Below are 26,161 nucleotides of genomic sequence, written 5' to 3'. Positions count from 1 at the left end.
GAATCGTCAGCCAAAGATGAGCGTGGGAAGCGCGGCCTTATAGGCCGCCACCCCACCGGAATCAAAGGGATCTGCTGCCCTAAGGTAGCACTGTAAAGGCAGCCACCATAATGGCCGATGCCTAGAGATCGGGCATTGTTAACCCTGATTTCATTCCGACCTGCGAAAATAGCGTCCGACCGTTCCCCGACAAGAGAGAGCTGATGGCGTTCGGACTATTTCGGAAGCGGCTATCGGACCAGGCTGCGCCTGCGGCCGCCCCCGCGGCTCCGCAGCCGGCGGCCCCTTCCGAGCCCGCAGCCGCGGCCGAAACTGATTCGGCGCGGGAAATCCTGGAGCTGCTGGAACTCGAGCTCGGCGCCATGATCCGCCAGCTCGAACGCGCCGCCAATTCGGTGGCCGGCGGCGCCGAAGCGACCGCGACAACGCTGGCCGCCATTCGTGACCGCACAGATGCCCTGACCGGCCGCACCAACGCCGCGCAATCGACCGCATCCACCTTCGCCCATGCCGCCGACAAGTTCACCCAATCCGCGCTGGGAATCGGGGCGCAGGTTCGCGAGGCCGGCAAGCTCGCCGACGAGGCCAGCGCCGCGGCGCAGGAAGCCCGCGCCAATGTCGATCGCTTGCGCGAATCCTCTGCCGCCATCGGCAACGTCGTCAATCTGATCGCGCAGATCGCGCGGCAGACGACGCTGCTCGCACTCAATTCGACGATCGAGGCTGCACGCGCGGGCGCTGCGGGAAAAGGCTTCGCGGTCGTCGCAACCGAGGTCAAGGCCCTCGCGGTGCAGACGCAAGGCGCGACGGAAGAGATCACAAAGAAGATCGACGCACTTCAGCGCGACGCCGCCGGCTCTGCGGATGCCGTGCACCGCATTTCGCAGGCGATCGAGGCGATCCGCCCGGTGTTCGAGACCGTCAACGGGGCGGTCGCCGAACAGAACGCCACCACCAGCGAAGTCTCCGGTAACGCCGCGAGCGCCTCGGAGTTCATCGTCTCGGTCGGCGAGAGCGCGGCCGAGATCGACGCCGCGACGAAGGCAGCCGAGAGCCATGGCGAGAACGTCGCCAGTGCCGGCAAGGCCGTCACCACCTTCGCACAAAAGCTGAAGTCGCGCTGCGCCGTGCTGCTGCGCCAGAGCGAGCACGACGATCGCCGCAAGACCGAGCGGCTGCCCTGTCATCTCAAGTTCGAGAGCGCGCGCGGCATGATGCCGGTCTATGAAATCTCGATGGACGGCGTGCTGATCGGCGGCGCGGACGCAAGCCGGCTTGCACCGCAAGCGACGATCGAAGGCACTCTCGAAGACGTCGGCGCCTGTCGCCTGCGCGTGATCGAGCAGTCCAAGGCCGGCGCCCGCGCGCAGTTCGCCGGCCCCAATGCCGAGCTCCGCGAAAAGATCGAGGACAAGCTCTGGTCGATCCACGAAGAGAACACGGAGTTCGTTACCCGCGCCATGGAGGCGGGCAACGCGTTGACGAAGATCTTCGAGCAGGCCGTTGCCCGCGGCGAGGTCAGGATCGACGACCTTTTCGACACCGACTATGCCGAGATCGCCGGCACCAATCCGCAGCAATACCGCACGAAATATCTCGACTGGGCCGACCGCGCCCTGCCGCCGTTCCAGGAAGCCTTTCTGGCAAAGGACCCGCGCATGGCGTTCTGCGCCATGGTCGACCGCAACGGCTTCCTGCCGGTGCACAACAAGATCTATTCGCATCCGCAGCGGCCGGGCGACGTCGCCTGGAATACGGCCAACAGCCGCAACCGGCGGATATTCAACGATCCGGCGGGGTTAGCTGCCGCGCGCAACCTGCGATCGTACCTGGTCCAGAGCTATGCGCGCGACATGGGCAACGGCAACACGGTCATGATGCGCGAGATCGACGTCCCGATCCGCGTGCAGGGCCGGCACTGGGGCGGATTCCGCACCGCCTACAAACTGTAGTGCACGCTCAGGCAAGACGCCGTCCCCGAATCATCCTCTAAGTCGCAGCTGGAATGGGAATGCCGCGGAGGGCCGGCGAACGGCTCTGACTGGAGGAAGCCCAAGACATGTCCGCCGCACAACTTGCAGTATTGGACACCGCATCCAACCGGACGCTGGCCGAACGGCTGATTGATCAGCTCGCCGACCGCATCGGCGGCCTCGGCGTGGAACTCGCCGATATTGCCGGCAACGTCCAGGAAGTCGCAACCCGCGTCGCAAACCAGTCGGAACGCTTCCATCACCTGCAGAAGACGGCCGAGACGATGGTCTCGGCCAACCACGACATCGCCAATGCATCGCAGGCCGTGCAAACCACCACGTCAGCGGCGGTCGGCGAGATCGCGCAGTCACGCAGCGCCGTCGACACCGCAGTCAGCCATATCTCCGAGCTGGTCGCAGCCGTGGAGCGGATCGAGGCGCGCCTCAGCGCGGTCGGCTCGGCGCTGGCGCAGGTCGCGAAAGTGTCCGGCTCGATCGAGGCGATCGCCAAGCAGACCAATCTGCTCGCCCTGAACGCGACCATCGAAGCCGCCCGCGCCGGCAATGCCGGCCGCGGCTTCGCGGTGGTCGCAAGCGAAGTGAAGAACCTCGCGGAAGCCACCCGCCAGGCCACGCACCAGATCTCCGACACCGTGCGCGATCTCGACGGCCAGATCGAAGGCCTGATCGGCGAGAGCAGCGACGCCTCGCAGCGCGCCAAGACCGCGGGCGAAGGCGCCCAGCAGATTTCCGGCATCATCTCGCGCGTCCAGCAGGGATTTGCATCGGTGGAAGCGGAGATCGGCAGCGTCACGCGCGCGGCGACCTCCAATCTCGGCCATTGCGACACCGTCATCAGCGAGCTCAACGAGCTCGCCAAGGGCGTCGACCTCTCCTCGCGTGACCTCAAGAATGCCGACGAGCGGGTGGCGAAACTGCTCGACACATCCGAAGGCCTGATCGCACTGATCGCCGACAGCGGCGTGGAAACGTCGGACACGCCGCTGATCCGAATCGTGGTCGAGACCGCGAAGCGGATCTCGGCCGAGTTCGACGCCGCCATCGATCGCGGCGACATCACGCTCGAGCAGCTGCTCGACGAGACCTATCGCGAAATTCCCGGCACCGATCCGAAGCAGTACCTCACCAACTACGTCGAATTCACCGACCGCGTGCTGCCCGCGATCCAGGACCCGATCCAGAAATCGGATCCGCGCATCGTCTACTGCGTGGCCTGGGCGCGGAGCGGCTACCTGCCGACCCACAATCCGAACTACCGCCTGCCGCAGGGCAAGGACCCCGTCTGGAATAACGCCAATTGCCGCAACCGCCGCCTGTTCAACGATCGCACCGTGAAGAAGGTCGCAGGCAACACCAAGCCGTTCCTGCTCCAGACCTACCGCCGCGACATGGGCGGCGGGCAGTTCGTGCTGATGAAGGATCTGTCCTCACCGATCATAGTCCGCGGCAAGCACTGGGGCGCATTCCGGATGGGTTTTCGGCAGGGCTGACGGCCCGCGAGGCGCCTTGCGCGACGGCGCCCTCAAATCAAAAGCTGAAAAACAACCCCATGCACAGTAGCCGGGACCAGCGAAATCAAAGGCTTACGCGAGCAGGCCCGAAGAAGCGGCGACGCGGTTGACGCGTCCGGGCAAAACAGGACACAATACGAATATTCCGAAATCGCGCATTTGGGCCTTTTGCTGCCTCGTGGGAGAAGGCCGCGTAGCCGGCTGCGACTCGATTCATCTCGCGCGGAGAGCCCTCACACGCTCGCACATGACCTTAATGCTAACGTTGCTCAGGCCAAGCGGAGAAGGTCCTGCAGTCAGACGGAAGCCGAACCGCCCTGAGTTACAAGCCAAGCGCGATCTCGGCCCATTTCAACATGCGGTCGCTATTGAGGAATGCCAGCACCGCCGGTTCCAGTGACGCGGGCGCGCCCGATCCAACCAAAGCCGTGGCGGCCACCATGTCGCAGCGCTGATTGAAGGCGAGTGAGAGCGCGTTGCGATTTCCCTCGACGCGATAGGGCCGGCTGCGGCCGCGCATCGGACCGACGATGATCTCTCGACCGGCACCGATCGGCGTTGCCTTGCCAATCAGCGCTAGGTCGCCCATTTTCTCGAGGTCGTCATCGTCGGCGACGCCGGTGACGCAATTGCAAAACCCGAGCTTGGCGCGAACGTAGAGCTGGACCTCGCCGCCGCAATCCTCGGCTTTGCAGCGGAATGCCTTTCCTTTCCCCCAAGGATCTGCGCCGAAAGGCCAGTCGGTTTCTGACCACACCGGGCGGACCTCGCCGAGTGCCGCTGTAGCGCGTGCTGGTTCGCCGGATCGCAATGTCCAGACCGCAGCAACTGCGCAGAGCAGTGCGGTGGCTGCGCCGATCGCAACGAATTTGCTTGTCAGGCGCATGGAAGCTGCCACGGCACTTTTGCTAATTCTGGGCCATGAACTTTCGTGCGGCCGCGAGGTCCTCCCGCGAGGAGTCGCCATTGCGCGCCATGTCGACGACTTTCGCATAGTACTGACGCGCCTTCACGGCGTCACCCGCTTTCTCGGCGGCGTGAGCGGCGCCGATCGTCGCGCCAAAGCGGTTCGGCTCCTTGCGCATGGTGCTTTCGAACGCGGCCAATGCCTCCGTCGCCATGCCGCGTTCGAGCAGCATCGTCCCGTAAAGCTCGCGTGCCGGGGCAAGCGGTCCCGGCGTCACGATGGATTTTTCGGTCTTGTCTTCGGCATCGGCGGCAAGGCGCATCGCTTCCAACGCGTCCGCCTGTTTTCCCTGGGCATTGAGCTGCCAGGCTGTGGCGACCTGCCGCTGAATGTCGACGATCTCGGCCCAATACGCATCCTTGTCCTGCTGCAGCTTGTCCCGCAGCTCCGCCAGCTTGGCGATGTCCGCCGTTGCTGCGTCTGCATTGCCGGAGCGCGCGGCGCCAAGGGCGCGGGCGAAATAGGTGATCGCATCGACATAGGCAAACCGGCTCGGCTCAACCTTCAGCGCGGCGGCGCCCTCCCAATCGCCGCGCTCAACCATATAGCGCGCCTGGCTGGCCGCTATCGCGTAGGGACCAGCGCGGACGGCCGGCGCATAACCCGTGGTCGCAACCATGTCCGCGATGACGTCGCGAGCTCGGCTGTCCTGCGCAAGCTGGAGCAGGGCGTAGACCATATAGTCGTCGGCATGCAGCTGCTCGCTGGGGTCCTTGCCCTCCTTGGCAGCCTTGGCGGAACGGCTATTGGCCTCGATGGATTCGTTCCAGTAGCCGACGCGCGTGAAGATGTGCGACGGCATATGCAAAGCGTGCGGCGCCGCCGGCGCGATCTCGGAATAGCGCTTGGCAGCGTCGAGACCTCGCTCGGCGATCGCCGGATAGTCGTAGAGGTGGATCAGGTAATGCGCGACGCCGGGGTGGCGCGGCTGCCGCTTGAAGATCGGCTCCAGGATGGCAGCGCCCTTGAGCTGGTTAGCATAGGTCTTGTCGTTTGGTGAGGCCGTGACATTCAGCGTAATGGCGTAGGCGATCTGCGCCTCGTCATCATCAGGATAGCGCGCGGCGACGGCTTCGGTTGCCTTGAGATAGGCCTGCGCGCGTTGGCCAAACGTCGTCTTTTCGTCGCCCGAATAGAAGGCCAGCAGCGCATCGATATAGTCGCGTTCACGTTCGCTCTTGGCGCCGAGTGCCTTGGCCTTCTGCAGCGCGGCGAGGCCCTCGGTGAGGTTTTCCTTCGGCGCGGGAAAATGCGGATTATACAGCAGGCTCAGGGCAATGCCCCAATAGGCGATCGCGCATTCCGGATCTGCCTGCAACGTCTCCTCGAAAATCTCTTTCGCGGGCCGGTACCAGAACGAGTGCTGATAGCGCATCCCGCGGTCAAAGCGGCGCTGCGCCAATTCATTGCAGGAGGTCTGGAAGTGAACCTTGCCAAACTGCTCGTCGGTCCCATCCTCCGCGCGTGCGGCAGGCGTGGCAGAGATCGAGCCCTGGATAATGAGGGTAAGAAGAGAGACGGTTCTCAAGGCGAGCGCGCGCATCGGCCCCTCCGTTTCTATTCAGAAAATTGAGTCGGATAGCGCCGATAAAGTCCGAGGCGCAGAAGTTCGTAGTGCTGAAATTGGCGACGGCAATTGCGTTGTTGGAAGGATTTGCCCATTCGCGAGGCGAGTCAATAGGAGCGGACAAATTTGCATTAGGGAAGCACGCCTGTCAGGCTCCGTGAGCGAAATCGTAAGGCGGACAGCGAAGCGCAGCCGCCATTTCACCGACGCCGATCTGCCGCCGGAATATTGGCAGACGCTCCTCGACGATCCACGCGCTGAGGCCTGGTGAGAGTGGGCTGCCGGCGCTGCGTCAGAGTCGTTGAGATCGAACATCGGTGCGGCGCGGCTCGAAGCTGGCGCAACGCCGACTTTAGTGCCAGATGAACGCTAGCTCAGCCAGAACTTCGGCGTCGCCGGCTCCAGCCTTCCGCCCACGCGCACCGGCGCAATCTTCAGCGCGAGTCCCGTGGCATCATCCGTCTCCACCGCGACGCCGCTCAGCGTTGCAGCGCCCGCCGCCGGCTCGAAGCGGCCGGACGGAATCCCCGAGGTGAACCGGCGCAGCGGCTCTTCCTTCTGCATGCCGATGATGGAATCGTAGTCGCCGGTCATGCCGGCATCGGTCATGTAGGCGGTGCCGCCTGACAGGATCTGGTGGTCGGCGGTCGGAACGTGCGTGTGCGTGCCGACGACGAGGCTGGCGCGGCCGTCGCAGAAGAAGCCGATACCCTGCTTCTCGCTCGACGCCTCGCAGTGGAAATCGACGACGATGGCGTCCGCAGCAACGCCGAGCGGACAGGCCCCCAACTCGCGCTCCAGCGCTGCGAAGGGATCGTCGAACGGGGTCATGAAGACGCGCCCCAACGCGTTGACGACGAGCGCATGCTTGCCGTTCTTGGTCTCGACCAGTGCGGCGCCGCGGCCGGGCGTGCCGCGCGGATAGTTTGCGGGACGTACCAGGCGCTCGGCGCGCTCGATGAACACCAAAGCTTCGCGCTGGTCCCAGGAATGGTTGCCGAGCGTCACCGCATCGGCGCCGGCATCGAGAAACTCCTGATAGATCGCTTCGGTGATGCCGAAGCCGCCGGCGGAATTCTCGCCGTTGACGACGACGAAATCGAGCGACCAGTCCCTGACCATGCCGGGCAGGTATTCGGCGATGGCGCTGCGCCCACTACGGCCGACGACATCACCCACGAAGAGAATGCGCAACTTCAGAACTCCGGAAATCGAACACGTCCGATTCCGTTAGCACATAATCCAGCGCGACGTCGTGCGATAGTGCCGGAACCGCCTTGATCTCCTGCGCTGCGAAAGCAAGCCCGATGCCGACGATCTGCTTGGCTTTGCGCAAATGCGCGAAGGTGAAATCGTAATGCCCGGCGCCATAGCCGATGCGATGGCCGAGACGGTCGAATGCCGCGAGCGGCGTCAGCATGATGTCCGGAATGACTTCAGCGGCCGCCGGCGACGGCTCGGGAATGCCGAGCGGACCGAGCATCAGACGATCGTTCGGATGGAATATGCGGAAGATCAGCGATTGGCCGCGCGCGGTGACGCAGGGCAGCGCCAGCTTTGCCCCCTCCTCCGCGAGCTTCCTCATCAGCGGTATCGGATCGATCTCGCTGCGGATCGGCGAATAGCCGGAGACGATGCTGCCGGGCAAAAGCTTGAACGGCAGCCCGCGCTTGGCGAGCTTGGCGGCGGCAGCAGCGCGCTTCTTCTCGCTCAGCGCGTCGCGCGCCGCCAGAGCTTTGGCGCGGAGTTCGGCTTTCGAATTGGGCATGTGCGTTTTCCCCCGAAGGCAGAGCCTTGCTCCCTGCCATCGTCCGCGAATGCGGACGATCCAGTATTCCAGAGACGCCAGTGCAAGAACCTCAACGCCGCGGCGTACCGGATGCCCCGCTTTCGCGGGCATGACACCGAGCCTTAGGCTGAACCGCAAGCGTGTCGGGGACGCAATTCGACAGGCACGAACCAGAAGAAACAGTGCGAAGCCGCGTACGCCGTTGAAGCACTCGATCCCGGAGTTCCCTACGAAAGTAGGTGGGCACCATATGTCCGGGCCCACGGGCCCGGCCAGGGACAGTTCCCTAAAGGATCGATAAGGCCCCGGGGATATATGGCTCCTGACGTGCGTCGCAGCCTCGCGCAGCCAATCTAACAACGATACTGACGAATCGCCAGCCCGGCGAGAGCGCCGAGCTTCGGCGTAATGAAGCGAGCTGCGAGCCGGGGCGGAGATCCGCTCCCTCCCCCGCTTGCGGGGGAGGGTTGGGGAGAGGGTGTCTCCGCAACGGGACAATCCCCCAGAGGAAAGAGCCCTCACCCGGCGCTCCGCGCCGACCTCTCCCGCAAAGCAAGCGGGAGAGGTGAAGTCCGCCGCACCATCGAGCACATCAATCGATCGCGTCTTCCGCAACCTCTACCCGATCGCAATCCCGTTGCCGACGGTTCGGTTCAGGACCTGGGTCGACTTCTCGATGCGTTCGGCCGCCGCGTTTAGCGCGTTCACCACTGCGGTCTGCGTCAGCCGGGCGCGCTCGACGGCGGCGTTGCGGAAATCCCTGAGCTCGGTCAGCTCCTGCTCCAGACTTCGGACGCGGTTGGTGGTGTCGACCAGTTCGTCGCAGACGGTCAGCGCCGCCATCACGGTGAGGCGCGCATCGCCGATCTCGCCGAATTTTCCGCGCAGAGACTGGATCCGCGTCTCCAGGCTCTCGGCGAGCTTGAGCAGCCGCACCTCCTGGCCCTCCTCGCAGGCCATGCGGTATTGCCGGCCATTGATGGTGACGTTGATGTGGCTCATCCATCCTCTCCGGTATCGAGCACCGAGCGTATCGTGACGATCGCGGAATCCAGCCGGTCGGAAATCTCGCGATTGGTGCGCTCGAGCTTGCGCGCCTTCACCAGCGCGCCATCGAGCTCGTCGGCAAGCCGCGAACGGTCCGCACCCAGCGCCTGAATCCGCGCCGCGAGCTCGTTCTCGTCGCGATCGGCATCGCGCCGCCGCTCCACCGCGCTTTCGAGCGCGTCGAGCGCCGCCATCAGCCTGCGGGTCGCGATCTCGATCTCGACCGCGGAGGACTCCGTCATGGCAGCACTGTTGGACACGCGATCGTTCATGTAGTCAGCGGTGGAACCTGGCGGCCTTTGCCCAGTGGCCTTTTCCTGGGGCTTGCCGCCCGGCAAAAGACTCGGTTCGGCAAGCGGTTAGAAGCAGAAATTTACGTGGCAAGCTAGCCAAGCGCAACGCCGCCGCGAAACTATGCACCGATAGATCGGCCCTCGGCATGCCGGCCGGCTGGTTCCGGATCTGCATGATCCGCGGCTGCGGCTTTTTCCGGATCATGCCGTAAGCAACTTTTGCGGCCAAACCGGCGTTTGATTGCCTTGGACTCCCGGAACCGAGATGCTATCCAGCCCCCAACCTCCGGTGACCGCCAGGCTCGATCCAGCGCGGCGCACACGGCCATCAAGCACCTCATTCCAGACGGATTTTCATCATGATGCAGCTCGATGCCACCCGTATGGCCCATACGCAGGTCGATCACACCCGTATGGCCAACGCGATCCGCGGCCTTTCAATGGACGCTGTCGAGAAGGCGAAGTCGGGTCATCCCGGCCTGCCGATGGGTGCCGCCGACATCGCCACGGTGCTGTTCACCCAGTTCCTGAAATTCGACGCCGCCGCGCCCGCCTGGCCGGACCGCGACCGCTTCGTGCTCTCGGCCGGCCACGGCTCGATGCTGCTCTACTCGCTGCTGTATTTGACCGGCAATTCCGAGATGACGCTGGACCAGATCAAGCAGTTCCGCCAGGTCGACTCGCTCACCCCGGGGCACCCGGAGAATTTCCGCACCAAGGGCATCGAGACCACGACCGGTCCGCTCGGCCAAGGCATCTCGACCGCGGTCGGCATGGCACTCGCCGAGAAGATGCTCGCTGCCGAGTTCGGCAAGAAGATCGTCGATCACCACACCTATGTGCTCGCCTCCGACGGCGACCTGATGGAAGGCGTCTCGCAGGAAGCGATTGCGATGGCCGGGCACTGGAAGCTCAACAAGCTGATCGTGCTTTACGACGACAACGGCATCTCGATCGACGGCCCGACCTCGCTCGCCGATTCCGTCGACCAGGTGAAGCGCTTCAAGTCCGCCGGCTGGGCCGCCGAGAAGATCGACGGCCAGGATCAGGCCGCGATCGCCGCTGCGATTACGCGCGCGAAAAAATCCAACAAGCCGACGCTGATCGCCTGCCGCACCACCATCGGCTTCGGCGCGCCGCACAAGGCCGGCACCTCGAAGGTGCATGGCGAGGCGCTGGGGGCCGACGAGCTCAAGGCCGCCAAGGAAAATCTCGGCATATCGCTCGAGCCGTTCGCGGTCGCCGACGACGTGCTGAAGGCCTGGCGTGCGGCCGGCAGCCGCGGCGCTGCGGCACGGCAGGAATGGGAAGCACGGCTCGGTGAACTCGGCAGCCGCAAGCGCGCCGAGTTCGAGCGTCGCCTGCGTCATGAGCGTCCGGCCTCGCTGGCAAAGGCGCTGCGCGCGCACAAGAAGGAGCTGCTCGAGAAGCCCCTGACGGCGGCGACGCGCAAATCGTCGGAGGCGGCGATCGAAGTCATTGCCGCCGCGATGCCGATGGAATTCCTGGCCGGCTCGGCCGACCTCACCGGCTCCAACAACAACAAGGCGAAGTCGGCGACCGCCTTCTCGGCCAAGACGCCGAAGGGCCGCTTCATCCATTACGGCATCCGCGAGCACGGCATGGCCGCCGCGATGAACGGCATTTTCCTGCACGGCGGCTTCGCGCCGAACGGCGCAACCTTCCTGGTGTTCACCGACTACGCACGTCCCGCGATGCGCCTTGCCGCGCTGATGGGCGCCGGCGTCGTTTACGTCATGACCCACGACTCGATCGGGCTCGGCGAAGACGGTCCGACCCATCAGCCGGTCGAGCATCTCGCCGCACTTCGCGCCATTCCCAACATGCGCGTGTTCCGTCCCTGCGATTCCATCGAGGTCGCCGAGTGCTGGGAGCTCGCGCTCAATCGCGTCGACGGACCGACCGTGCTGGCGCTGACCCGCCAGAATCTGCCGCAGTTGCGGACCACCGCACCGAACGACAATCCCTGCGCGGCCGGCGCCTACGAGCTGGTCGCAGCTCAGGGCGAAGCCAAGGCGACGCTGTTCGCCTCCGGCTCCGAGGTCGAGATCGCGGTCGCCGCCCAGAAGCAGCTCGCCGAACGCGGCATCGCGTCACGGGTGGTCTCTGTTCCCTCGCTCGAGCTGTTGTTAGCGCAACCAGAGGCCAAGCGCGCCGCGATCATCGGCAACGCGCCGGTCAAGATTGCGATCGAGGCCGCCGTGCGCTGGGGCTGGGATGCCGTGATCGGCCAGGATGGCGACTTCATCGGCATGCATTCCTTCGGCGAGAGCGGCCCTGCCAAGGAGCTTTACAAGCACTTCGGTATTACCGCCGAGGCTGCGGTTAACGCTGTGCTGAAGCGCGTTTCCTGAGAGTTGAGCTTGCCGCAAAAAAGGACTACCTAATCTCCCATATGATCAAGCACCGCCCGGCCGAACCGGGCGCCCGCCCCTAAAAAACCCTCGCAGGCGCGCAAAGCGCGTTGTGCGGGATGACAACGGTCATTGAAGGAGACGAAACATGGCAGTCCGCGTCGGAATTAACGGTTTTGGCCGCATCGGCCGCAACATCCTGCGGGCTATCGCCGAGTCCGGCCGCAAGGACATCGAGGTCGTCGGCATCAACGACCTCGGTCCGGTCGAGACCAACGCCCATCTGCTCCGTTTCGACTCGGTCCATGGCCGCTTCCCCGGCACCGTCACGATCGATGGCGACTCGATCAATCTCGGCAATGGCAAGATCAAGGTGACCGCCGAGCGCGATCCCTCCAAGCTGCCCTGGAAGGATCTCGGCGTCGACATCGCGATGGAATGCACCGGCATCTTCACCTCGAAGGATAAAGCATCCGCGCATCTGACCGCCGGCGCCAAGCGCGTGCTGGTCTCCGCGCCCGCCGACGGCGCCGACGCCACCATCGTCTACGGCGTCAACCATGAGACGCTGACCAGGGACCACCTGGTCGTCTCCAACGGAAGCTGCACCACCAACTGCCTGGCGCCGGTTGCCAAGGTGCTGAACGATCTCGTCGGCATCGAGACCGGCTTCATGACCACGATCCACGCCTATACCGGCGACCAGCCGACGCTCGATACGATGCACAAGGATCTCTATCGTGGCCGCGCGGCTGCGATGTCGATGATCCCGACCTCGACCGGTGCGGCGAAGGCGATCGGCCTCGTGCTGCCCGAGCTGAAGGGCAAGCTCGACGGCGTCGCGATCCGCGTGCCGACCCCGAACGTCTCGGTGGTCGATCTCAAGATCGTTGCCAAGCGCGCCACCGACGCCAAGGAGATCAACGCGGCGATGAAGCGCGCCAGCGAGCAGCAGCTCAAGGGCATCCTCGGCTACACCAATGCGCCGAACGTCTCGATCGACTTCAACCACGACCCGCACTCCTCGACCTTCCACGAGGACCAGACCAAGGTGCAGAACGGCACGCTGGTGCGCGTGATGTCCTGGTACGACAACGAGTGGGGCTTCTCGAACCGCATGGCGGACACCGCCGCCGCGATGGCGAAGGTGATCTGAGCCAAGGTCTCGTGTCCCGGGCGCGGAGCGGCGCCTAAGCGCTGCTTCGCAGAACCGGGACCCATTCAACCGCGGGACTCGCTGTCATGTGGGTCCCGGTTCTGCAGCGCACCGCTCCGCGCTGCGCAGCGCCCGGGACAAGAGATCCAGAGATGACCAAATTCCGCACCCTCGACGACGTCGACGTGAAGGGCAAGCGCGTGCTGCTGCGCGTCGATCTCAACGTGCCCATGGACAATGGCCGCGTCAGCGACACGACCCGGCTGGATCGCGTCGCGCCGACCATCACCGAAATCTCGGACAAGGGCGGCAAGGTCGTCCTGCTCGCGCATTTCGGCCGGCCGAAGGGGCGCGACGCCAAGGACTCGCTCAAGCCCGTCGCAGAGGCGCTGGCGAAGGTGGTGAAGAAGCCCGTCGCCTTCGCCGAGGATTGCATCGGCGAGCCCGCGGCCAAGGCGGTCGCGGCTCTGAACGACGGCGATATTCTCTGTCTCGAAAACACCCGCTTCCACAAAGAGGAAGAAAAGAACGATCCCGCCTTCGTCGCGGAATTGGCAAAGCTCGGCGACATCTGGGTCAACGACGCGTTCTCGGCGGCGCACCGGGCCCACGCTTCGACCGAAGGCCTCGGCCACAAGCTGCCGGCCTATGCCGGCCGCACCATGCAGGCCGAACTCGATGCGCTGGAGAAGGCGCTGGGCTCCCCGACCAAGCCGGTCATCGCCATCATCGGCGGCGCCAAGGTCTCGACCAAGATCGACCTGCTCGAAAATCTCGTGAGCAAGGTCGATGCGCTGGTGATCGGCGGCGGCATGGCCAACACCTTCCTGCACGCCCAGGGCGTCGCGGTCGGCAAGTCGCTGGCCGAGAAGGATCTTAGCGCCACCGCGGTGCGCATCATGGAGAAGGCGGAAGCCGCCAACTGCGCCATCATCCTCCCCGTCGACGCCACCGTTGCCTATCACTTCGCCGCCAACGCGCCGTCGCATGCCTATGGGCTCGACGCGATCCCGGCCGACGGCATGATCCTCGATGTCGGCCCGCAATCGGTCGCGCGCGTCCACGCCGCGATCGACGACGCGGCGACGCTGGTCTGGAACGGGCCGCTCGGCGCGTTCGAGATGCAGCCCTTCGACCGCGGCACGGTCGCGGCGGCCAAGCACGCTGCCGAGCGCACCAAGGCCAAGAAGCTGATCTCGATCGCGGGCGGCGGCGACACCGTGGCGGCGCTCAACCAGGCCCATGTGGCCGGTGACTTCACCTATGTCTCGACCGCCGGTGGCGCATTCCTCGAATGGATGGAAGGCAAGCCACTGCCCGGCGTTGAAGTTCTGCGTATCAGGTAATCAAGCGGCCTTGCAGGCCCCAACGGGAGAAAGACACAGATGGCTCGGATCACGTTACGTCAACTGCTCGACCACGCGGCGGAGAACGATTACGGCGTACCGGCCTTCAACATCAACAATATGGAGCAGGCGCTGGCGATCATGGACGCGGCCAACCAGGTCGACGCACCCGTCATCATCCAGGCCTCGCGCGGCGCGCGCTCCTACGCCAACGACATCATGCTCAAGCACATGATGGACGCGGTCACCGAAATCTACCCGCACATCCCGGTCTGCGTGCATCTCGACCACGGCAACGAGGCCGCGACCTGCATGACCGCGATCCAGGCCGGCTTCACCTCGGTGATGATGGACGGCTCGCTCAAGGCCGACGGCAAGACGCCCGGCGACTGGGCCTACAATGTCGGCGTCACCAAGACCGTGACCGACATGGCCCATCTCGGCGGCATCTCGGTGGAAGGTGAGCTCGGCGTGCTCGGCTCGCTCGAAACCGGCATGGGCGACAAGGAAGACGGCCACGGCGCCGAAGGCAAGCTCAGCCACGACCAGCTGCTGACCAATCCGGACGAGGCCGTGAAGTTCGTCCAGGAGACCAAGGTCGACGCGCTCGCGATCGCGATGGGGACTTCTCACGGTGCTTACAAATTTACCCGCAAGCCCGATGGCGACATCCTCGCCATGAACGTGATCGAGGAAATCCATCGCAAGCTGCCGAACACGCATCTCGTGATGCATGGATCGTCCTCGGTGCCGCAGGACTTGCAGGACATCATCAACGCCTATGGCGGCAAGATGAAGCCGACCTGGGGCGTGCCGGTGGCCGAGATCCAGCGCGGCATCAAGAACGGCGTGCGCAAGATCAACATCGACACCGACAACCGCATGGCGATGACCGGCCAGATTCGCAAGGTGCTGAAGGACAGCCCGGAAGAGTTCGATCCGCGCAAGTACCTGAAGCCGGCGATGGAAGCCATGACCAAGCTGTGCAAGCAGCGCCTGCAGGAGTTCAACACCGCGGGCCAGGCCTCCAAGGTCAAGCGCGTCCTGACCACCGCCGAGATGGCCAAGCGCTACGCCAAGGGCGAGCTCGACCCCCGCGTCGCGTAAGCGATCGCGAAAGGGCCTGGGGCCTCCGTCACATCCTCCCGTCATTCCGGGACATGCGAAGCGTGGGCCCGGAATCCATAACCCCAGCCTGGGGTTATGGATTCCGGGCCTGCGCCTTTCGGCGCATCCCGGAATGACAGAAAGCCCCTTTACCCTGCGACGAACGTTAACTCGGCAATTGCCCGAGAACGGTCTATTTTCATAGGCAAGGGCAGAATCGTTTTGGGAGGGCCTCTCGATGAATCTGACTGAGCTCAACAGGGTGGCGACCGCCATGGTCGCATCAGGCAAGGGCATCCTCGCCGCCGACGAATCCTCCGGCACCATCAAGAAACGCTTTGACGCAATCGGCGTGGATTCCACGGAAACGAACCGCCGCGACTATCGCGAGATGCTATTCCGCTCCAAGGACGCCATGAGCCAGTACATCTCCGGCGTGATCCTCTATGACGAGACGATCTGGCAGAATGCTGCGGACGGCACGCCGCTGATCAAGCTGATCGAACAGAGCGGCGCCATTCCCGGCATCAAGGTCGACGAGGGCACGCAAGCCTTGCCGATGTGCCCGGGAGAGCTCGTCACCGTCGGGCTCGACAAGCTCGCCGAACGGCTGAAGAAATACTATGAGCGCGGCGCGCGCTTCGCCAAATGGCGAGGGGTGATCGACATCGGTAGCGGCATCCCCTCGATGACCGCGATCAGCGTCAACGCCCATGCGCTGGCGCGCTATGCCGCGCTGTGCCAGGCCGCACAGATCGTGCCGATCGTGGAGCCGGAGGTGCTGATGGACGGCGACCACGACATCGACCGCTGCTATGAGGTCACGAGCCGCGCGCTCAACAAGACGTTCCAGGAATTGCGCGTCCAGCGCGTCGCGCTCGAAGGCATGGTGCTGAAGCCCAACATGGCGATATCAGGCAAGAAATGCGCAAAGCAGGCCTCCGTCGAGGAAGTCGCGGAGAAGACGATCCGGTTGCTGAAGGCCTGCGTGCCCGCGGCAGTCCCCGGCATCGCCTTCCTCTCCGGCGGCCAGTCGGACGAAGAGGCTACCGCGCATCTCAACGCCATGCACAAGCTCGGCCCGCTGCCCTGGGGCCTGACCTTCTCCTACGGCCGCGCGCTGCAGGCCGCGCCGCAGAAGGCCTGGTCCGGCAAGGCCGAGAATGTCGCGGCCGGCCAGTGCGCCTTCAGCCATCGTGCACGGATGAACGGCCTCGCCTCCAAGGGCGAGTGGCAAAGTAGCCTGGAACAGAAGGCAGCCTAGATCTTGTCGAACAAACCGCCTCCGCCGCGCCCGGCGCCGCGCCTTTATCTTGCGACGCCTGTCGTCGATGATCCCGCGGCGCTTCTCGCCGAGCTGCCGGCCCTGCTGGCCTCTGCCGACGTCGCGGCCGTGCTGCTGCGGCTGAAGGAGACCGACCACCGCACCATGATCTCGCGCATCAAGGCCTTGGCGCCACGGGTGCAGAAGGCCGGCGCCGCGCTGCTGGTCGACGGCCATGCCGAGCTGGTGGCGCGCGGCGGCGCGGACGGCGCGCACCTGCCCGGCATCGCCGCACTGAAAGAGGCGCTGCCATCGCTCAAGCCCGATCGCATCGCCGGTGTTGGCGGGCTGACGACGCGGCACCATTCCATGGATGCGGGCGAGATGGGCGCGGATTACGTGCTGTTCGGCGAGCCTGATGCGAAAAGCCAGCGTCCCTCGGCGCAAGCGATCGCCGAGCGGCTGGACTGGTGGGCCGAGCTGTTCGAGCCGCCCTGCGTCGGCTTTGCGACGTCCCTGGAAGAGGCCCACGACTTCGCCCTCAGCGGCGCCGATTTCGTGCTGGTCGGCGACTTCATCTGGTCCGATCCGCGCGGGCCCAGGGCCGCGCTGATCGAGGCGGACGCCGCGATCAAAAAGGCGCACGCGACGGCGACGGCCAGCCAGAATCCTGCCGGCAGCGAGCACGGCTAGCGCCCGACATGAAGCTTTCCTGCATCACCATGCTGGCCACGCTGCTGCTCACGGTGCCCGCGGCCGCGCAGCTCCAGATCACCCCGCCGGCCACCATACCGAGCGCGACGCCTGAGAAGCAGAAGCCCAAGCCGCCCGCGCCCGCCAAGAAGAAGGAGGCTGCGCCGCCGCCAAAACCTTCGCCATCGCCCAAGCCGGCCCCCTCCTCCAAGCCGACGCCAACACCGACCGTGATCCCTGCGCCGCCGACCGACAATTCCAGCGCCGATCTGGTGTACGGCGCCTATCAGCGCGGCCAGTACAAGACCGCGCTCGACCTCGCCAACGCCCGCGCGCAAGCCGGCGATCCCAAGGCGATGACCATGCTCGGCGAACTCTATTCCAACGCCATGGGCATTCGCCGCGACTACGCCAAGGCGGCCGAATGGTACAAGCGCGCTGCGGACGCCGGCGACCGCGAGGCGATGTTCGCGCTCGCCATGCTGCGCATTTCGGGCCGCGGCGGCTCGGTCGACAAGGGCGAGGCGGTCAAGCTGATGGCGTCCGCCGCCAAGCTCGGCGAGCCCAAGGCGGCCTATAACCTGGCTCTGCTCTATCTGGACGGCCAAACCCTGCCGCAGGACGTCAAGCGCTCAGCCGAGCTGCTGCGCTTGGCCGCCGATGCCGGCCTGCCCGAGGCGCAATACGCGCTCGCGACTTTCTACAAGGAAGGCACTGGCGTCGCGAAGGACCCGGAACGCGCGGTGCGGCTGCTGCAGGCCGCCTCGCTCGCCGACAATGTCGACGCCGAGGTCGAATATGCCATTGCCATGTTCAACGGCACCGGCACGCCGAAGAACCAGCCGGCTGCCGTCGCCCTGCTCCGCAAGGCATCCCGCCAGGGCAGCGCGATCGCGCAGAACCGGCTGGCCTGGGTGCTGATCAACGGCGTCGGCACGCCCATGGACAAGGTCGAAGGCTTCAAATGGCACCTGGTGGCCAAGACCGCCGGCAAGGGCGATCCGGAACTCGACAAGCAATTGTCCGACCTGCCGGCCGAGGACCGGGCCAAGGCGGAGGCCTCCGCCCGGAAATGGCTCGGGACCAAATGACTTGACCCAATGACTTGACGTAAGCGCCCTCGCAGGGCACCCAATCCCTCAAACAGGCGCGATTTCCCGCCCTCGCCCCCGATTCTTGCCCCCGATCAAGACCGAAAGCTCATGCTGTATTCCGCCACTATCAACGTCATGGTCAAGGCCGCGCGCCGCGCCGGCCGCAGCCTCAAGCGCGATCTCGGCGAGATCGAGCATCTCCAGGTCTCGCTGAAGGGGCCGGCGAATTTCGTCTCGCTCGCCGACAAGCGCGCCGAGGAGATCCTCTATCAGGACCTCGCCAAGGCCCGCCCCGGCTACGGCTTCATCGGCGAGGAAGGCGGCACGCGCGAAGGCACCGACAAGAGCCATACCTGGATCGTCGATCCGCTCGACGGCACCACCAACTTCCTGCACGGCATCCCGCAATTTGCGATCTCGATCGGCTTGTCGCGCGAGGGCACGATCATCGCCGGCGTGATCTACAACCCCGCCAATGACGAGCTCTACATCGCCGAGCGCGGCAAGGGCGCCTTCCTCAACGACCAGCGCCTGCGCGTCGCCGGACGCCGCCAGCTCAACGAATGCGTGGTGGCCTGCGGCCTGCCCCACATCGGCCGCGGCGACCACGAGGAATTCCGCCGCGAGATGACCGCGATCCAGGATCGCGTCGCGGGCCTGCGCCGCTTCGGCGCCGCCTCGCTCGACCTCGCCTTCGTCGCCGCCGGCCGCCTCGACGGCTATTGGGAGCGCAATCTGCAATCCTGGGACATCGCCGCCGGCATGCTGATGGTGCGCGAGGCCGGCGGAACAGTGAGCGACATCAACACCCCCGGCGATGCGCTCGTCACAGGCGACGTCGTGTGCGGCAACGAGTTCGTGCACGGGGAGCTGGTGAAGATTTTGCGGAAGGCGGCGTAAGACTGGTTGAGAGTCTGAGCCGCGACATCTCCTCCTCGTCATTGCGAGCGTAGCGAAACAATCCAGAATGTTTCCGCAGAGGCAGTCTGGATTGCTTCGCTTCGCTCGCAATGACGTGTGGATAGGCTCGTCGATGTCGGCCTAAGACTTCACCCGCGCCGGCGGCCCGTACGCCTCACCGTCCTTCGCCGCCGCCTTCTCCCGATCCCCGCCCAGCACGCGCTGCACCGAGACGAAGAACACCGGCACCATCAACAGCGCCAGGATCACCACGGCGATCATGCCGCCCATAACGACCGAGCCGAGCGCCTGCTGGCTGGCGCCGCCGGCGCCGTGGGCGATGGCCATCGGCAGCACGCCGCAGATGAAGGCGAGGCCGGTCATCAGGATCGGACGGAAGCGCAGGCGGCAGGCCTCGATGGTGGCTTCCACCAGCGGCTTGCCCTCTTTGCGCAGGTCCTTGGCGAACTCGATGATGAGGATCGCGTCCTTGGCAGCGAGGCCGATGATGGTGATCAGGCCGACGGTGAAATAGACGTCGTTCGGCAGGCCGCGCAGCATCGCCGCGGTCACGGCGCCGACGATACCAAGCGGCACGGTGAGCAGCACCGCCAGCGGAATGGTCCAGCTCTCGTAGAGTGCGGCCAGACACAGGAACACCACGAACACCGACAGCGCGAGCAGGAACGGCGCCTGCGAGCCGGACAGCTTTTCCTGCAGCGACTGCCCGGTCCATTCATAGCCGAAGCCGCGCGGCAAGCGGCCGGCAAGCCGCTCCATCTCGGCGATGGCATCCCCGGAGGTGAAGCCGGGCCTGGCTTCGCCGGAGATGCGCACCGCCGGGTAATAGTTGAAGCCGGCGATCTGCGTCGGCCCGCGGGCCCATTCGACCGTGGCGAAGGACGAGAACGGCACCAGCTGGCCGCGGCTGTTCTTGACGTTGTAGTTGAGGATGTCCTCGGTCCGCATGCGATCGCGGGCGCCCGCCTGCACCACGACGCGCTGCATGCGGCCGCGGTTCGGGAAGTCGTTGATGTAGTTCGAGCCGAGATTGGTCGAGATCGTGTTGTTGATGTCCTCGAAGGTGACGCCGAAGGCGCCGGCCTTCTCGCGGTCGATCACGAGATTGACCACGCCCGCCTCGGGCAGGCCCTCGATATAGACCTTCTGCAGCACCGGGCTCGCATTGGCCTCCGCGATCAGTTGGTCGGCGGCGCGCATCAATTGCTGATACCCCTTCTGGCCGCGGTCCTGGAGGCGGAACGAGAAGCCCGAGGAGTTGCCGAGATTGTCGATCGGCGGCGGCTGCAGCGCGGAGATCTTGGCGTCGCGGATCGATGACAGATCGCGGTTGATGTCGTTGACGATCGCCGCGGCGGAATCCTTCGGCCCGCGCTCCGACCAGTCCTTCAAGGTGATAAAGGCCTGCGCGGTGTTCATGCCCTGGCCGGAGAAGCTGAAGCCGGTGAGGAAGGTGACGTTGTCAACGCCGGGACGTTGCGCAAGATATTTTTCGACCTTCTCGATCACGGCCTCGGTACGGGCATAGGACGAGTCCGACGGCGTCTGCACGTCGGTGGTGACGAAGCCCTGGTCGTCGACGGGCAGGAAGCCGCCGGGCAGACTGACGAAGGCCCAGGACAGACCAACCAGCAGCGCGGCATAGACCAGCATCAGGCGACCGGTGCGCTTCAGCGAGAAGCCGACGGTGCAGGAATAGCCTTCCTTGCCGCCGTCGAGCACGCGGTTGAACCAGCCGAACACGCCGCGTCTGGCATGACCGTGGCCGGCGGCCACGGGCTTGAGCAAGGTCGCGCACAGCGCCGGCGTCAGCGACAGCGCCAGGAAGGCGGAGAAGCCGATCGCGGCCACCATGGTCACCGAGAACTGCCGATAGATGATGCCGACCGAGCCCGGGAAGAACGCCATCGGCACGAACACCGCCATCAGCACCAGCGTGATGCCGATGATGGCACCCGAAATCTGCGACATCGCCTTGCGCGTCGCTTCCTTCGGCGGCAAGCCTTCCTCGCTCATGATGCGCTCGACGTTCTCGACCACGACGATGGCATCGTCGACGAGGATGCCGACCGCGAGCACCATGCCGAACATCGAGAGCATGTTGATGGAATAGCCGGCGAGCAGCAGCGTGGTGCAGGCGCCCAGAAGCGCCACGGGCACCACGATGGTCGGGATGATGGTATAGCGGATGTTCTGGAGAAACAGGAACATCACCACGAACACCAGCACCACGGCTTCGACCAGCGTCGTCAGCACCTTCTTGATCGAAGCCTCGACCACGGGCGTGATGTTGTAGGGAATCTCGTAGGTGATGTTGGCCGGGAAGAAGCGCGACAGCTCCTTCATCTTCTCTTCGACCGCGCTCGCGGTCGCCAGCGCGTTGCCGGTCGGCGACATCAGGACGGAGAGACCCGCGGTCGGCTTGCCGTCGAGCCGCGTGTTGAACTGGTAGCTGAGACCGCCGATCTCGATGCGCGCGACGTCGCGCAGGCGCACGGTCGAGCCGTCGGCATTGGCGCGCAGGATGATGGCGCCGAACTCGTCCGGCGAGGAGAGCTGGCCCTTGACCAGCACCAGCGCGGAGGTGCGCTGGTTCGACGTCGAGGGCTCGGCACCGATGCTGCCCGAGGCGACCTGCGCGTTCTGCGCGGCAATGGCCTTGTTGACGTCGTCGGCGGTGAGCCCATAGCCGACCAGCTTGGCCGGATCGAGCCAGACGCGCAGACTGCGCTCGGTCGAGTACAGCGTGGCGCGGCCGACGCCGGGAATGCGCCGAATCTCGCCCAGCACGTTGCGGATCATGAAATCGCCAAGCCCGACCTCATCCAGGCTGCCGTCCGTCGAGTTCAGCGTGATGATCTGCAGCACCGCGCTGGAGGCTTCCTCGATCAGGATGCCCTGCTGCATCACCGCGCGCGGCAGGCGCGCCTCGACGCGCTTGATGCGATTCTGCACCTCGACCGAGGCGGCGCTGGTATCGGTGCCCGGCTGAAAGTTGGCGATGATCTCGACCTGGCCGAGCGAGTCGCTGGTCGATTCGAAGTTGAGGATGTTGGCGGCGCCGTTGAGCTCCTCCTCGATCAGCCGCGTGACGCTGTTGTAGAGGTTTTCCGGCGAGGCACCGGGATAGCTGGTCGAGATCGAGATCGAGGGCGGCGCGATGATCGGATATTGCGCGATCGGCAACAGCGGCACGGCGATCGCGCCGATCAAGCAGATGAACAGCGCGACCACCCAGGCGAAGATTGGCCTGTCGATGAAGAAACTTGCCATGGCGCGTTACCGCGCGACTTGCTGGGCGTGCCGGTTGTCGGCGGTCGCGTCAGCTTCCGACCAGGTTTGCGGCTCGACCTTGTCGCCGGCCGCGAACTTCTGGAACCCTTCGACCACGACCTTGTCGCCGGCCTTCAGGCCTTCGGTGACGAACCAGAGTCCCTCCTGCACCGATCCTGTGCGCACCGCCTGCACCGCGATGTGGTTGTCGTCCTTGACGACGAACACCTCGCTGCCGCCGCCGCCATTGCGCTGGATCGCCTGCTGCGGCACCGCGATCGCGTCGGAATCGAGACCCTGGTCGATGCGGACGCGAACATACATGCCCGGCAGCAATTCGCGCTTGGGATTGGGGAACTCGCCGCGCAGCGTCACCTGCCCGGTGTGGGCGTCGACCTTGGCATCGGAGAACAGCAGCTTGCCGTCGAGCGAATAGATGGTGTTGTCGTCGAGCACCAGGCGGACCTTGGCGGCATCGGAGGCGATGCGCTCGAGGTCGCCGGTCTCGAAAGCGCGGCGGAGCTGGTTGAGCTCGGTCACCGACTGGGTGAAGTCGGCATAGATCGGATCGAGCTGTTGGATGGTGGCGAGGTTGGTCTCGTTCTGCACCGCGAGGGCGCCTTCGCTGACGAGGGCGGCACCGACCACGCCGTCGATCGGCGCGCGCACGGTGGCGTAGTCGAGATTGAGTTTGGCCCGCGCGAGGTCGGCTTTACGGCCTTCGACCTCGGCATGGGCCTGGCGTTCGGCCGCAATCGCCTTCTCGTTCTCGGCTTCCGGGGCGGCGCGATCCTTGGTGAGGGTGGCGACACGGTGCGCCTGCTGCCTGGCCTGCATCAACGCGGCCTCGGCCTTGGCGAGCGCAGCTTCGTTGGCCATCACCTCGACCTCGAACGGGCGCGGATCGATACGGTAGAGCGGATCGCCGGCTTTGACCTCGCTGCCCTGGCGGAACAGGCGCTCGACCACGATGCCGGACACGCGCGGCCGCACGTCGGAGACACGCGTCGGCGCGATGCGGCCCGGCAGCTCGCGCACCACGGCGCGCGGCTGCGGCTTGACGATGACGATGCTGACGTCAGGGTGGGCCGGCGGAGCGGCAGACACCGCGGAGCTGGATTCCTCGCAAGCGCCCAACAGCGGCGCTAAGGCCGCGAGCATCATTGCAACGCATGCCGATCGCGCACGAAGTCCTGACATGAAATGGGATGCCCCGATATTGTTGAAACCGATCACGCTCCGCGCGAGGCCCGTTCTGGGCCCGTTCGCACGCGGCTGATGCCGACAAAATAGAATGCACCTGCTGCGATGCAACGCATGGCACAGGCGGCTCATTGTCACACAGCGTAGGGCACTGAGTTCAGGCGGCTTTTGCCGCGTCACTTGATTGTGAGTCGGGGTTCCATGGCCGCGTGCTGCGACCGAACAGCGCAATCACTCGGCGGCTTTCATCCGATAGTGGCTGACGCCCCATTCGGTTCCACCGGCATAGCCGAACAGGCCCGATGTCGCGAGCAAGAACCAGCGCCAGCGCCGCAGCCAAAGTGCGGTCTCCTCGCCATAGACTTGGCGCAACGACGTCTCGATCGCGTCGCGATGCTTATCGAAATTGGCGAGCCAGTCGTTCGCGGTGCGCTGATAATGCGTGCCGCTCCAGCACCATTCCTTCTCGACCGTGAAGATGTCGTCGAATTGCCTGACGAGGTGATGGCTCGGCATCAGCCCGCCCGCGAAGATGTGCTGCGCAATCCAGTCGTCACGATCGAGCCGGTCGAACAGCTGCGAGCCGGAGCGATGGGTGACGATTTGCATGAAGAACCGCCCGTCGGGCGCGAGCCATGACCGCAGACGCGTCATCAGCTTGCGCCAGTTCATCATCTGCTCGAACATCTCGACCGAGACGATGCGGTCGAACCGGCCGTCGGGCGCGAACACATTCATGTCCGCGGTGACCACGCGCAGGTTCGGCAAGCCGCGCCGCTGCGCCTCGTCCTCGACATAAGCGCGCTGCGCCTGCGCGGTCGACACCGCCGTCACCTTGGCGTGCGGAAACTGCCGCGCCATCCACAGCGACAGCGAGCCCCAGCCGCAGCCGAGTTCGAGGATGGTCTGGCCATCGGCGAGACCGGCATGCTCGACGGTCTGGCGCAGCGCCTCCTCCTCCGCCTCCTGCAAGGTGGTCGCATCGGTCTTGTAGAAACAGCAGGAGTATTTGCGGCAGGGGCCGAGCACTTCGGCGAAGAACGCCGTGGGCACCTCGTCACGCCCGGCCTCGGCGTCCTCGGCGATCGGCCGCAGCATCATCCGGCCGGCGAAGGCGGCGTCAGTGGCCGCGTCATGGCTGGCGAGACGCGTTGCGGTGCGGGAGCACAGGCGCTGGATCGCGGCGCGGATCACGACGTCCGGCAGCGGCACGCGTTCGGCAGTCCCGATGATCGCGGAAACGACGCTCATGCGCCCCCCGAATGGCGAACTTCTGCAGATACCGGCTTATCAAAGCGCCGCTTCGGGCCGGGGTTCCCCGAGCCATCCCCGAAATCGGCGCATCCGGCGCTTTTTTTGGGCTGGCGCTGTGCCATAGTGCGCACCGCAATCAAGCTTCGTAATGGATGATACCGGCCATGCCGTCAGGCAAATCGCCCCGCTCCACCATGGATATCGAGTACACCAAACTGTCCTCGCCCAGCGTCTTCCTGGTGCGGATGCTGGTCTTCCTGGTGTTGTGCACACTGGTGGGCGTGGTGCTCTACAAACAGATCATCCAGGCCTTCTTCGCCAATCCCGGGCTCAATGCCCTGATCGGAGGGGTGCTGTTCATCGGCATCGTGCTGGCCTTCCGCCAGGTCATCCGGCTCTACCCCGAGGTCTCCTGGGTCAACAATTTCCGCATCGCCGATCCCGGCCTGGCGCCGGCCCGGCACCCGAAACTGCTGGCACCGATGGCGGCGATCCTCGGCGGCGAGCGGTCCGGGCGGATGACCATCACCCAGACCACCATGCGGCATCTGCTCGATTCGATCGCGACCCGCCTGGATGAAGCCCGCGACATCTCGCGCTACATGACCGGCCTGTTGGTCTTCCTCGGCCTGCTCGGCACCTTCTGGGGCCTGATCGAGACGGTCGGCTCGGTCGGCAAGGTGATCGACGGGCTCAAGGTCGGCGGCGATGCCGGCTCCCTGTTCGACACCCTGAAGGAGGGCCTCGCCGCCCCGCTCGGCGGCATGGGCATCTCGTTCTCGAGCTCGCTGTTCGGCCTCGCCGGCTCGCTGATCCTCGGCTTCCTCGACCTGCAATCGAGCCAGGCGCAGAACCGCTTCTACACCGACCTTGAGGACTGGCTGGCTACCACGGTGCGCGAATATGGCAGCGGCGACGTGGCCGTTGCGGCGGGCGGCGGGGTCGCCAGCGGCGAGCTCCAGGCCGCGGTCGAACGGCTGCGCTCGGTGCTCGAGGAAGGCGGCACCAGCCGCGGCACCACGGCGGCGATGGCGAGCCTTGCCGAGGCGATCCAGGCGCTGGTCTCGCACATGCGCACCGAACAGCAGATGATCCGTGAATGGGCCGACGGCCAGGGCGAACAGAACCGGGAGATCCGGCGCCTCTTGGAGCGCCTCGCCCGCCAGCCGGAGAAGAGCTGAAGATAGAAACGGAGGTCTTGTGCCCCGGACGCGATGCAGCACGAAGTGATGCGTCGCCGAGCCGGGGCCCAGTGTCAGGGACGATATGGGTCCCGGCTCTGCGCAGCAGCGTTGCACGCTGCAGCG

20 protein-coding genes and 1 other RNA gene are annotated in these 26,161 nt (G+C 65.3%); 11 read left to right on the top strand and 10 right to left on the bottom strand.

Annotation, left to right across the window (positions count from 1 at the left end):
* The first annotated feature begins 203 nt into the window (after nt 1-203).
* Nucleotides 204-1,952, top strand: coding sequence for a methyl-accepting chemotaxis protein (locus tag XH84_RS09410; RefSeq protein WP_128922093.1), 1,749 nt, complete (start codon nt 204-206; stop codon nt 1,950-1,952).
* 107 nt (nt 1,953-2,059) lie between these two features.
* Nucleotides 2,060-3,484, top strand: coding sequence for a methyl-accepting chemotaxis protein (locus tag XH84_RS09405; RefSeq protein WP_128922094.1), 1,425 nt, complete (start codon nt 2,060-2,062; stop codon nt 3,482-3,484).
* Nucleotides 3,485-3,827: 343 nt separating this feature from the next.
* Here the strand turns inward: XH84_RS09405 and XH84_RS09400 are convergent, their stop codons facing one another.
* From XH84_RS09400 to XH84_RS09370, 7 genes are all read right to left on the bottom strand, one after another.
* A complete protein-coding gene (locus XH84_RS09400; RefSeq protein WP_128922095.1) occupies nt 3,828-4,391 on the bottom strand; it encodes a hypothetical protein in 564 nt (187 codons plus the stop codon).
* 22 nt (nt 4,392-4,413) lie between these two features.
* The gene (locus tag XH84_RS09395; protein ID WP_128922096.1) at nt 4,414-6,015 is read right to left on the bottom strand and encodes a tetratricopeptide repeat protein; all 1,602 of its coding nucleotides are present in this window, start codon (nt 6,013-6,015) and stop codon (nt 4,414-4,416) included.
* Nucleotides 6,016-6,408: 393 nt separating this feature from the next.
* Nucleotides 6,409-7,233, bottom strand: a complete 825-nt coding sequence (locus XH84_RS09390; protein WP_164936592.1) for a TIGR00282 family metallophosphoesterase — start codon at nt 7,231-7,233, stop codon at nt 6,409-6,411.
* Nucleotides 7,211-7,807, bottom strand: coding sequence for a 5-formyltetrahydrofolate cyclo-ligase (locus tag XH84_RS09385; RefSeq protein ID WP_128922097.1), 597 nt, complete (start codon nt 7,805-7,807; stop codon nt 7,211-7,213). The genes XH84_RS09390 and XH84_RS09385 overlap by 23 nt, the downstream gene beginning before the upstream one ends.
* A gap of 204 nt (nt 7,808-8,011) precedes the next feature.
* Nucleotides 8,012-8,172: non-coding RNA, 6S RNA (gene ssrS, locus XH84_RS09380), on the bottom strand.
* Between the two features lie 274 nt (nt 8,173-8,446).
* Complete coding sequence (locus XH84_RS09375) at nt 8,447-8,830, bottom strand: cell division protein ZapA (protein ID WP_128922098.1); 384 nt, start codon at nt 8,828-8,830, stop codon at nt 8,447-8,449.
* On the bottom strand, nt 8,827-9,147 hold the full coding sequence (locus XH84_RS09370; protein ID WP_018318703.1) for a DUF4164 domain-containing protein: 321 nt from the start codon (nt 9,145-9,147) through the stop codon (nt 8,827-8,829). The genes XH84_RS09375 and XH84_RS09370 overlap by 4 nt, the downstream gene beginning before the upstream one ends.
* Before the next feature lie 380 nt (nt 9,148-9,527).
* Here XH84_RS09370 and tkt point away from each other — a divergent pair, with 380 nt between their 5' ends.
* The 8 genes from tkt to XH84_RS09330 all read left to right on the top strand — a co-directional run bounded on the left by tkt (nt 9,528) and on the right by XH84_RS09330 (nt 19,103).
* The gene (gene tkt, locus XH84_RS09365; RefSeq protein WP_128922099.1) at nt 9,528-11,543 is read left to right on the top strand and encodes a transketolase; all 2,016 of its coding nucleotides are present in this window, start codon (nt 9,528-9,530) and stop codon (nt 11,541-11,543) included.
* A 148-nt stretch (nt 11,544-11,691) separates the two neighbouring features.
* Nucleotides 11,692-12,699 carry a type I glyceraldehyde-3-phosphate dehydrogenase gene (gap, locus tag XH84_RS09360; protein WP_128922100.1) on the top strand — a complete coding sequence of 336 codons (1,008 nt, stop codon included), beginning with the start codon at nt 11,692-11,694 and terminating at the stop codon, nt 12,697-12,699.
* A gap of 152 nt (nt 12,700-12,851) precedes the next feature.
* Nucleotides 12,852-14,045, top strand: coding sequence for a phosphoglycerate kinase (locus tag XH84_RS09355; protein WP_128922101.1), 1,194 nt, complete (start codon nt 12,852-12,854; stop codon nt 14,043-14,045).
* Between the two features lie 39 nt (nt 14,046-14,084).
* On the top strand, nt 14,085-15,152 hold the full coding sequence (gene fba, locus XH84_RS09350; RefSeq protein ID WP_128922102.1) for a class II fructose-bisphosphate aldolase: 1,068 nt from the start codon (nt 14,085-14,087) through the stop codon (nt 15,150-15,152).
* A gap of 238 nt (nt 15,153-15,390) precedes the next feature.
* Entirely contained in the window at nt 15,391-16,416 is a 1,026-nt protein-coding gene (locus XH84_RS09345; protein ID WP_128922103.1) for a class I fructose-bisphosphate aldolase, read from the top strand.
* A 3-nt stretch (nt 16,417-16,419) separates the two neighbouring features.
* On the top strand, nt 16,420-17,109 hold the full coding sequence (locus XH84_RS09340; RefSeq protein ID WP_128922104.1) for a thiamine phosphate synthase: 690 nt from the start codon (nt 16,420-16,422) through the stop codon (nt 17,107-17,109).
* 8 nt (nt 17,110-17,117) lie between these two features.
* On the top strand, nt 17,118-18,200 hold the full coding sequence (locus XH84_RS09335; RefSeq protein ID WP_128922105.1) for a tetratricopeptide repeat protein: 1,083 nt from the start codon (nt 17,118-17,120) through the stop codon (nt 18,198-18,200).
* A 111-nt stretch (nt 18,201-18,311) separates the two neighbouring features.
* Nucleotides 18,312-19,103 carry an inositol monophosphatase family protein gene (locus tag XH84_RS09330; RefSeq protein ID WP_128922106.1) on the top strand — a complete coding sequence of 264 codons (792 nt, stop codon included), beginning with the start codon at nt 18,312-18,314 and terminating at the stop codon, nt 19,101-19,103.
* A gap of 141 nt (nt 19,104-19,244) precedes the next feature.
* Here XH84_RS09330 and XH84_RS09325 read toward each other — a convergent pair whose 3' ends face one another.
* The 3 genes from XH84_RS09325 to XH84_RS09315 form a co-directional block, all read right to left on the bottom strand.
* Complete coding sequence (locus XH84_RS09325; RefSeq protein WP_128922107.1) at nt 19,245-22,397, bottom strand: multidrug efflux RND transporter permease subunit; 3,153 nt, start codon at nt 22,395-22,397, stop codon at nt 19,245-19,247.
* Nucleotides 22,398-22,403: 6 nt separating this feature from the next.
* Nucleotides 22,404-23,597 (bottom strand): efflux RND transporter periplasmic adaptor subunit, encoded by a 1,194-nt coding sequence (locus XH84_RS09320; protein WP_128922108.1) that lies wholly within the window; start codon nt 23,595-23,597, stop codon nt 22,404-22,406.
* Nucleotides 23,598-23,831: 234 nt separating this feature from the next.
* Complete coding sequence (locus tag XH84_RS09315; RefSeq protein ID WP_128922109.1) at nt 23,832-24,851, bottom strand: SAM-dependent methyltransferase; 1,020 nt, start codon at nt 24,849-24,851, stop codon at nt 23,832-23,834.
* A gap of 167 nt (nt 24,852-25,018) precedes the next feature.
* Between XH84_RS09315 and XH84_RS09310 the strand changes: the two genes are divergently transcribed.
* The gene (locus XH84_RS09310) at nt 25,019-26,035 is read left to right on the top strand and encodes a flagellar motor protein MotA (RefSeq protein ID WP_164936594.1); all 1,017 of its coding nucleotides are present in this window, start codon (nt 25,019-25,021) and stop codon (nt 26,033-26,035) included.
* Nucleotides 26,036-26,161 lie beyond the last annotated feature (126 nt).

Origin of the sequence: Bradyrhizobium nanningense (assembly GCF_004114535.1) — a bacterium.
Lineage (GTDB): Bacteria > Pseudomonadota > Alphaproteobacteria > Rhizobiales > Xanthobacteraceae > Bradyrhizobium > Bradyrhizobium nanningense.
The sequence above is the reverse complement of the archived record's forward strand: the minus strand, read 5'-3'. Positions and strand labels throughout refer to the sequence as shown.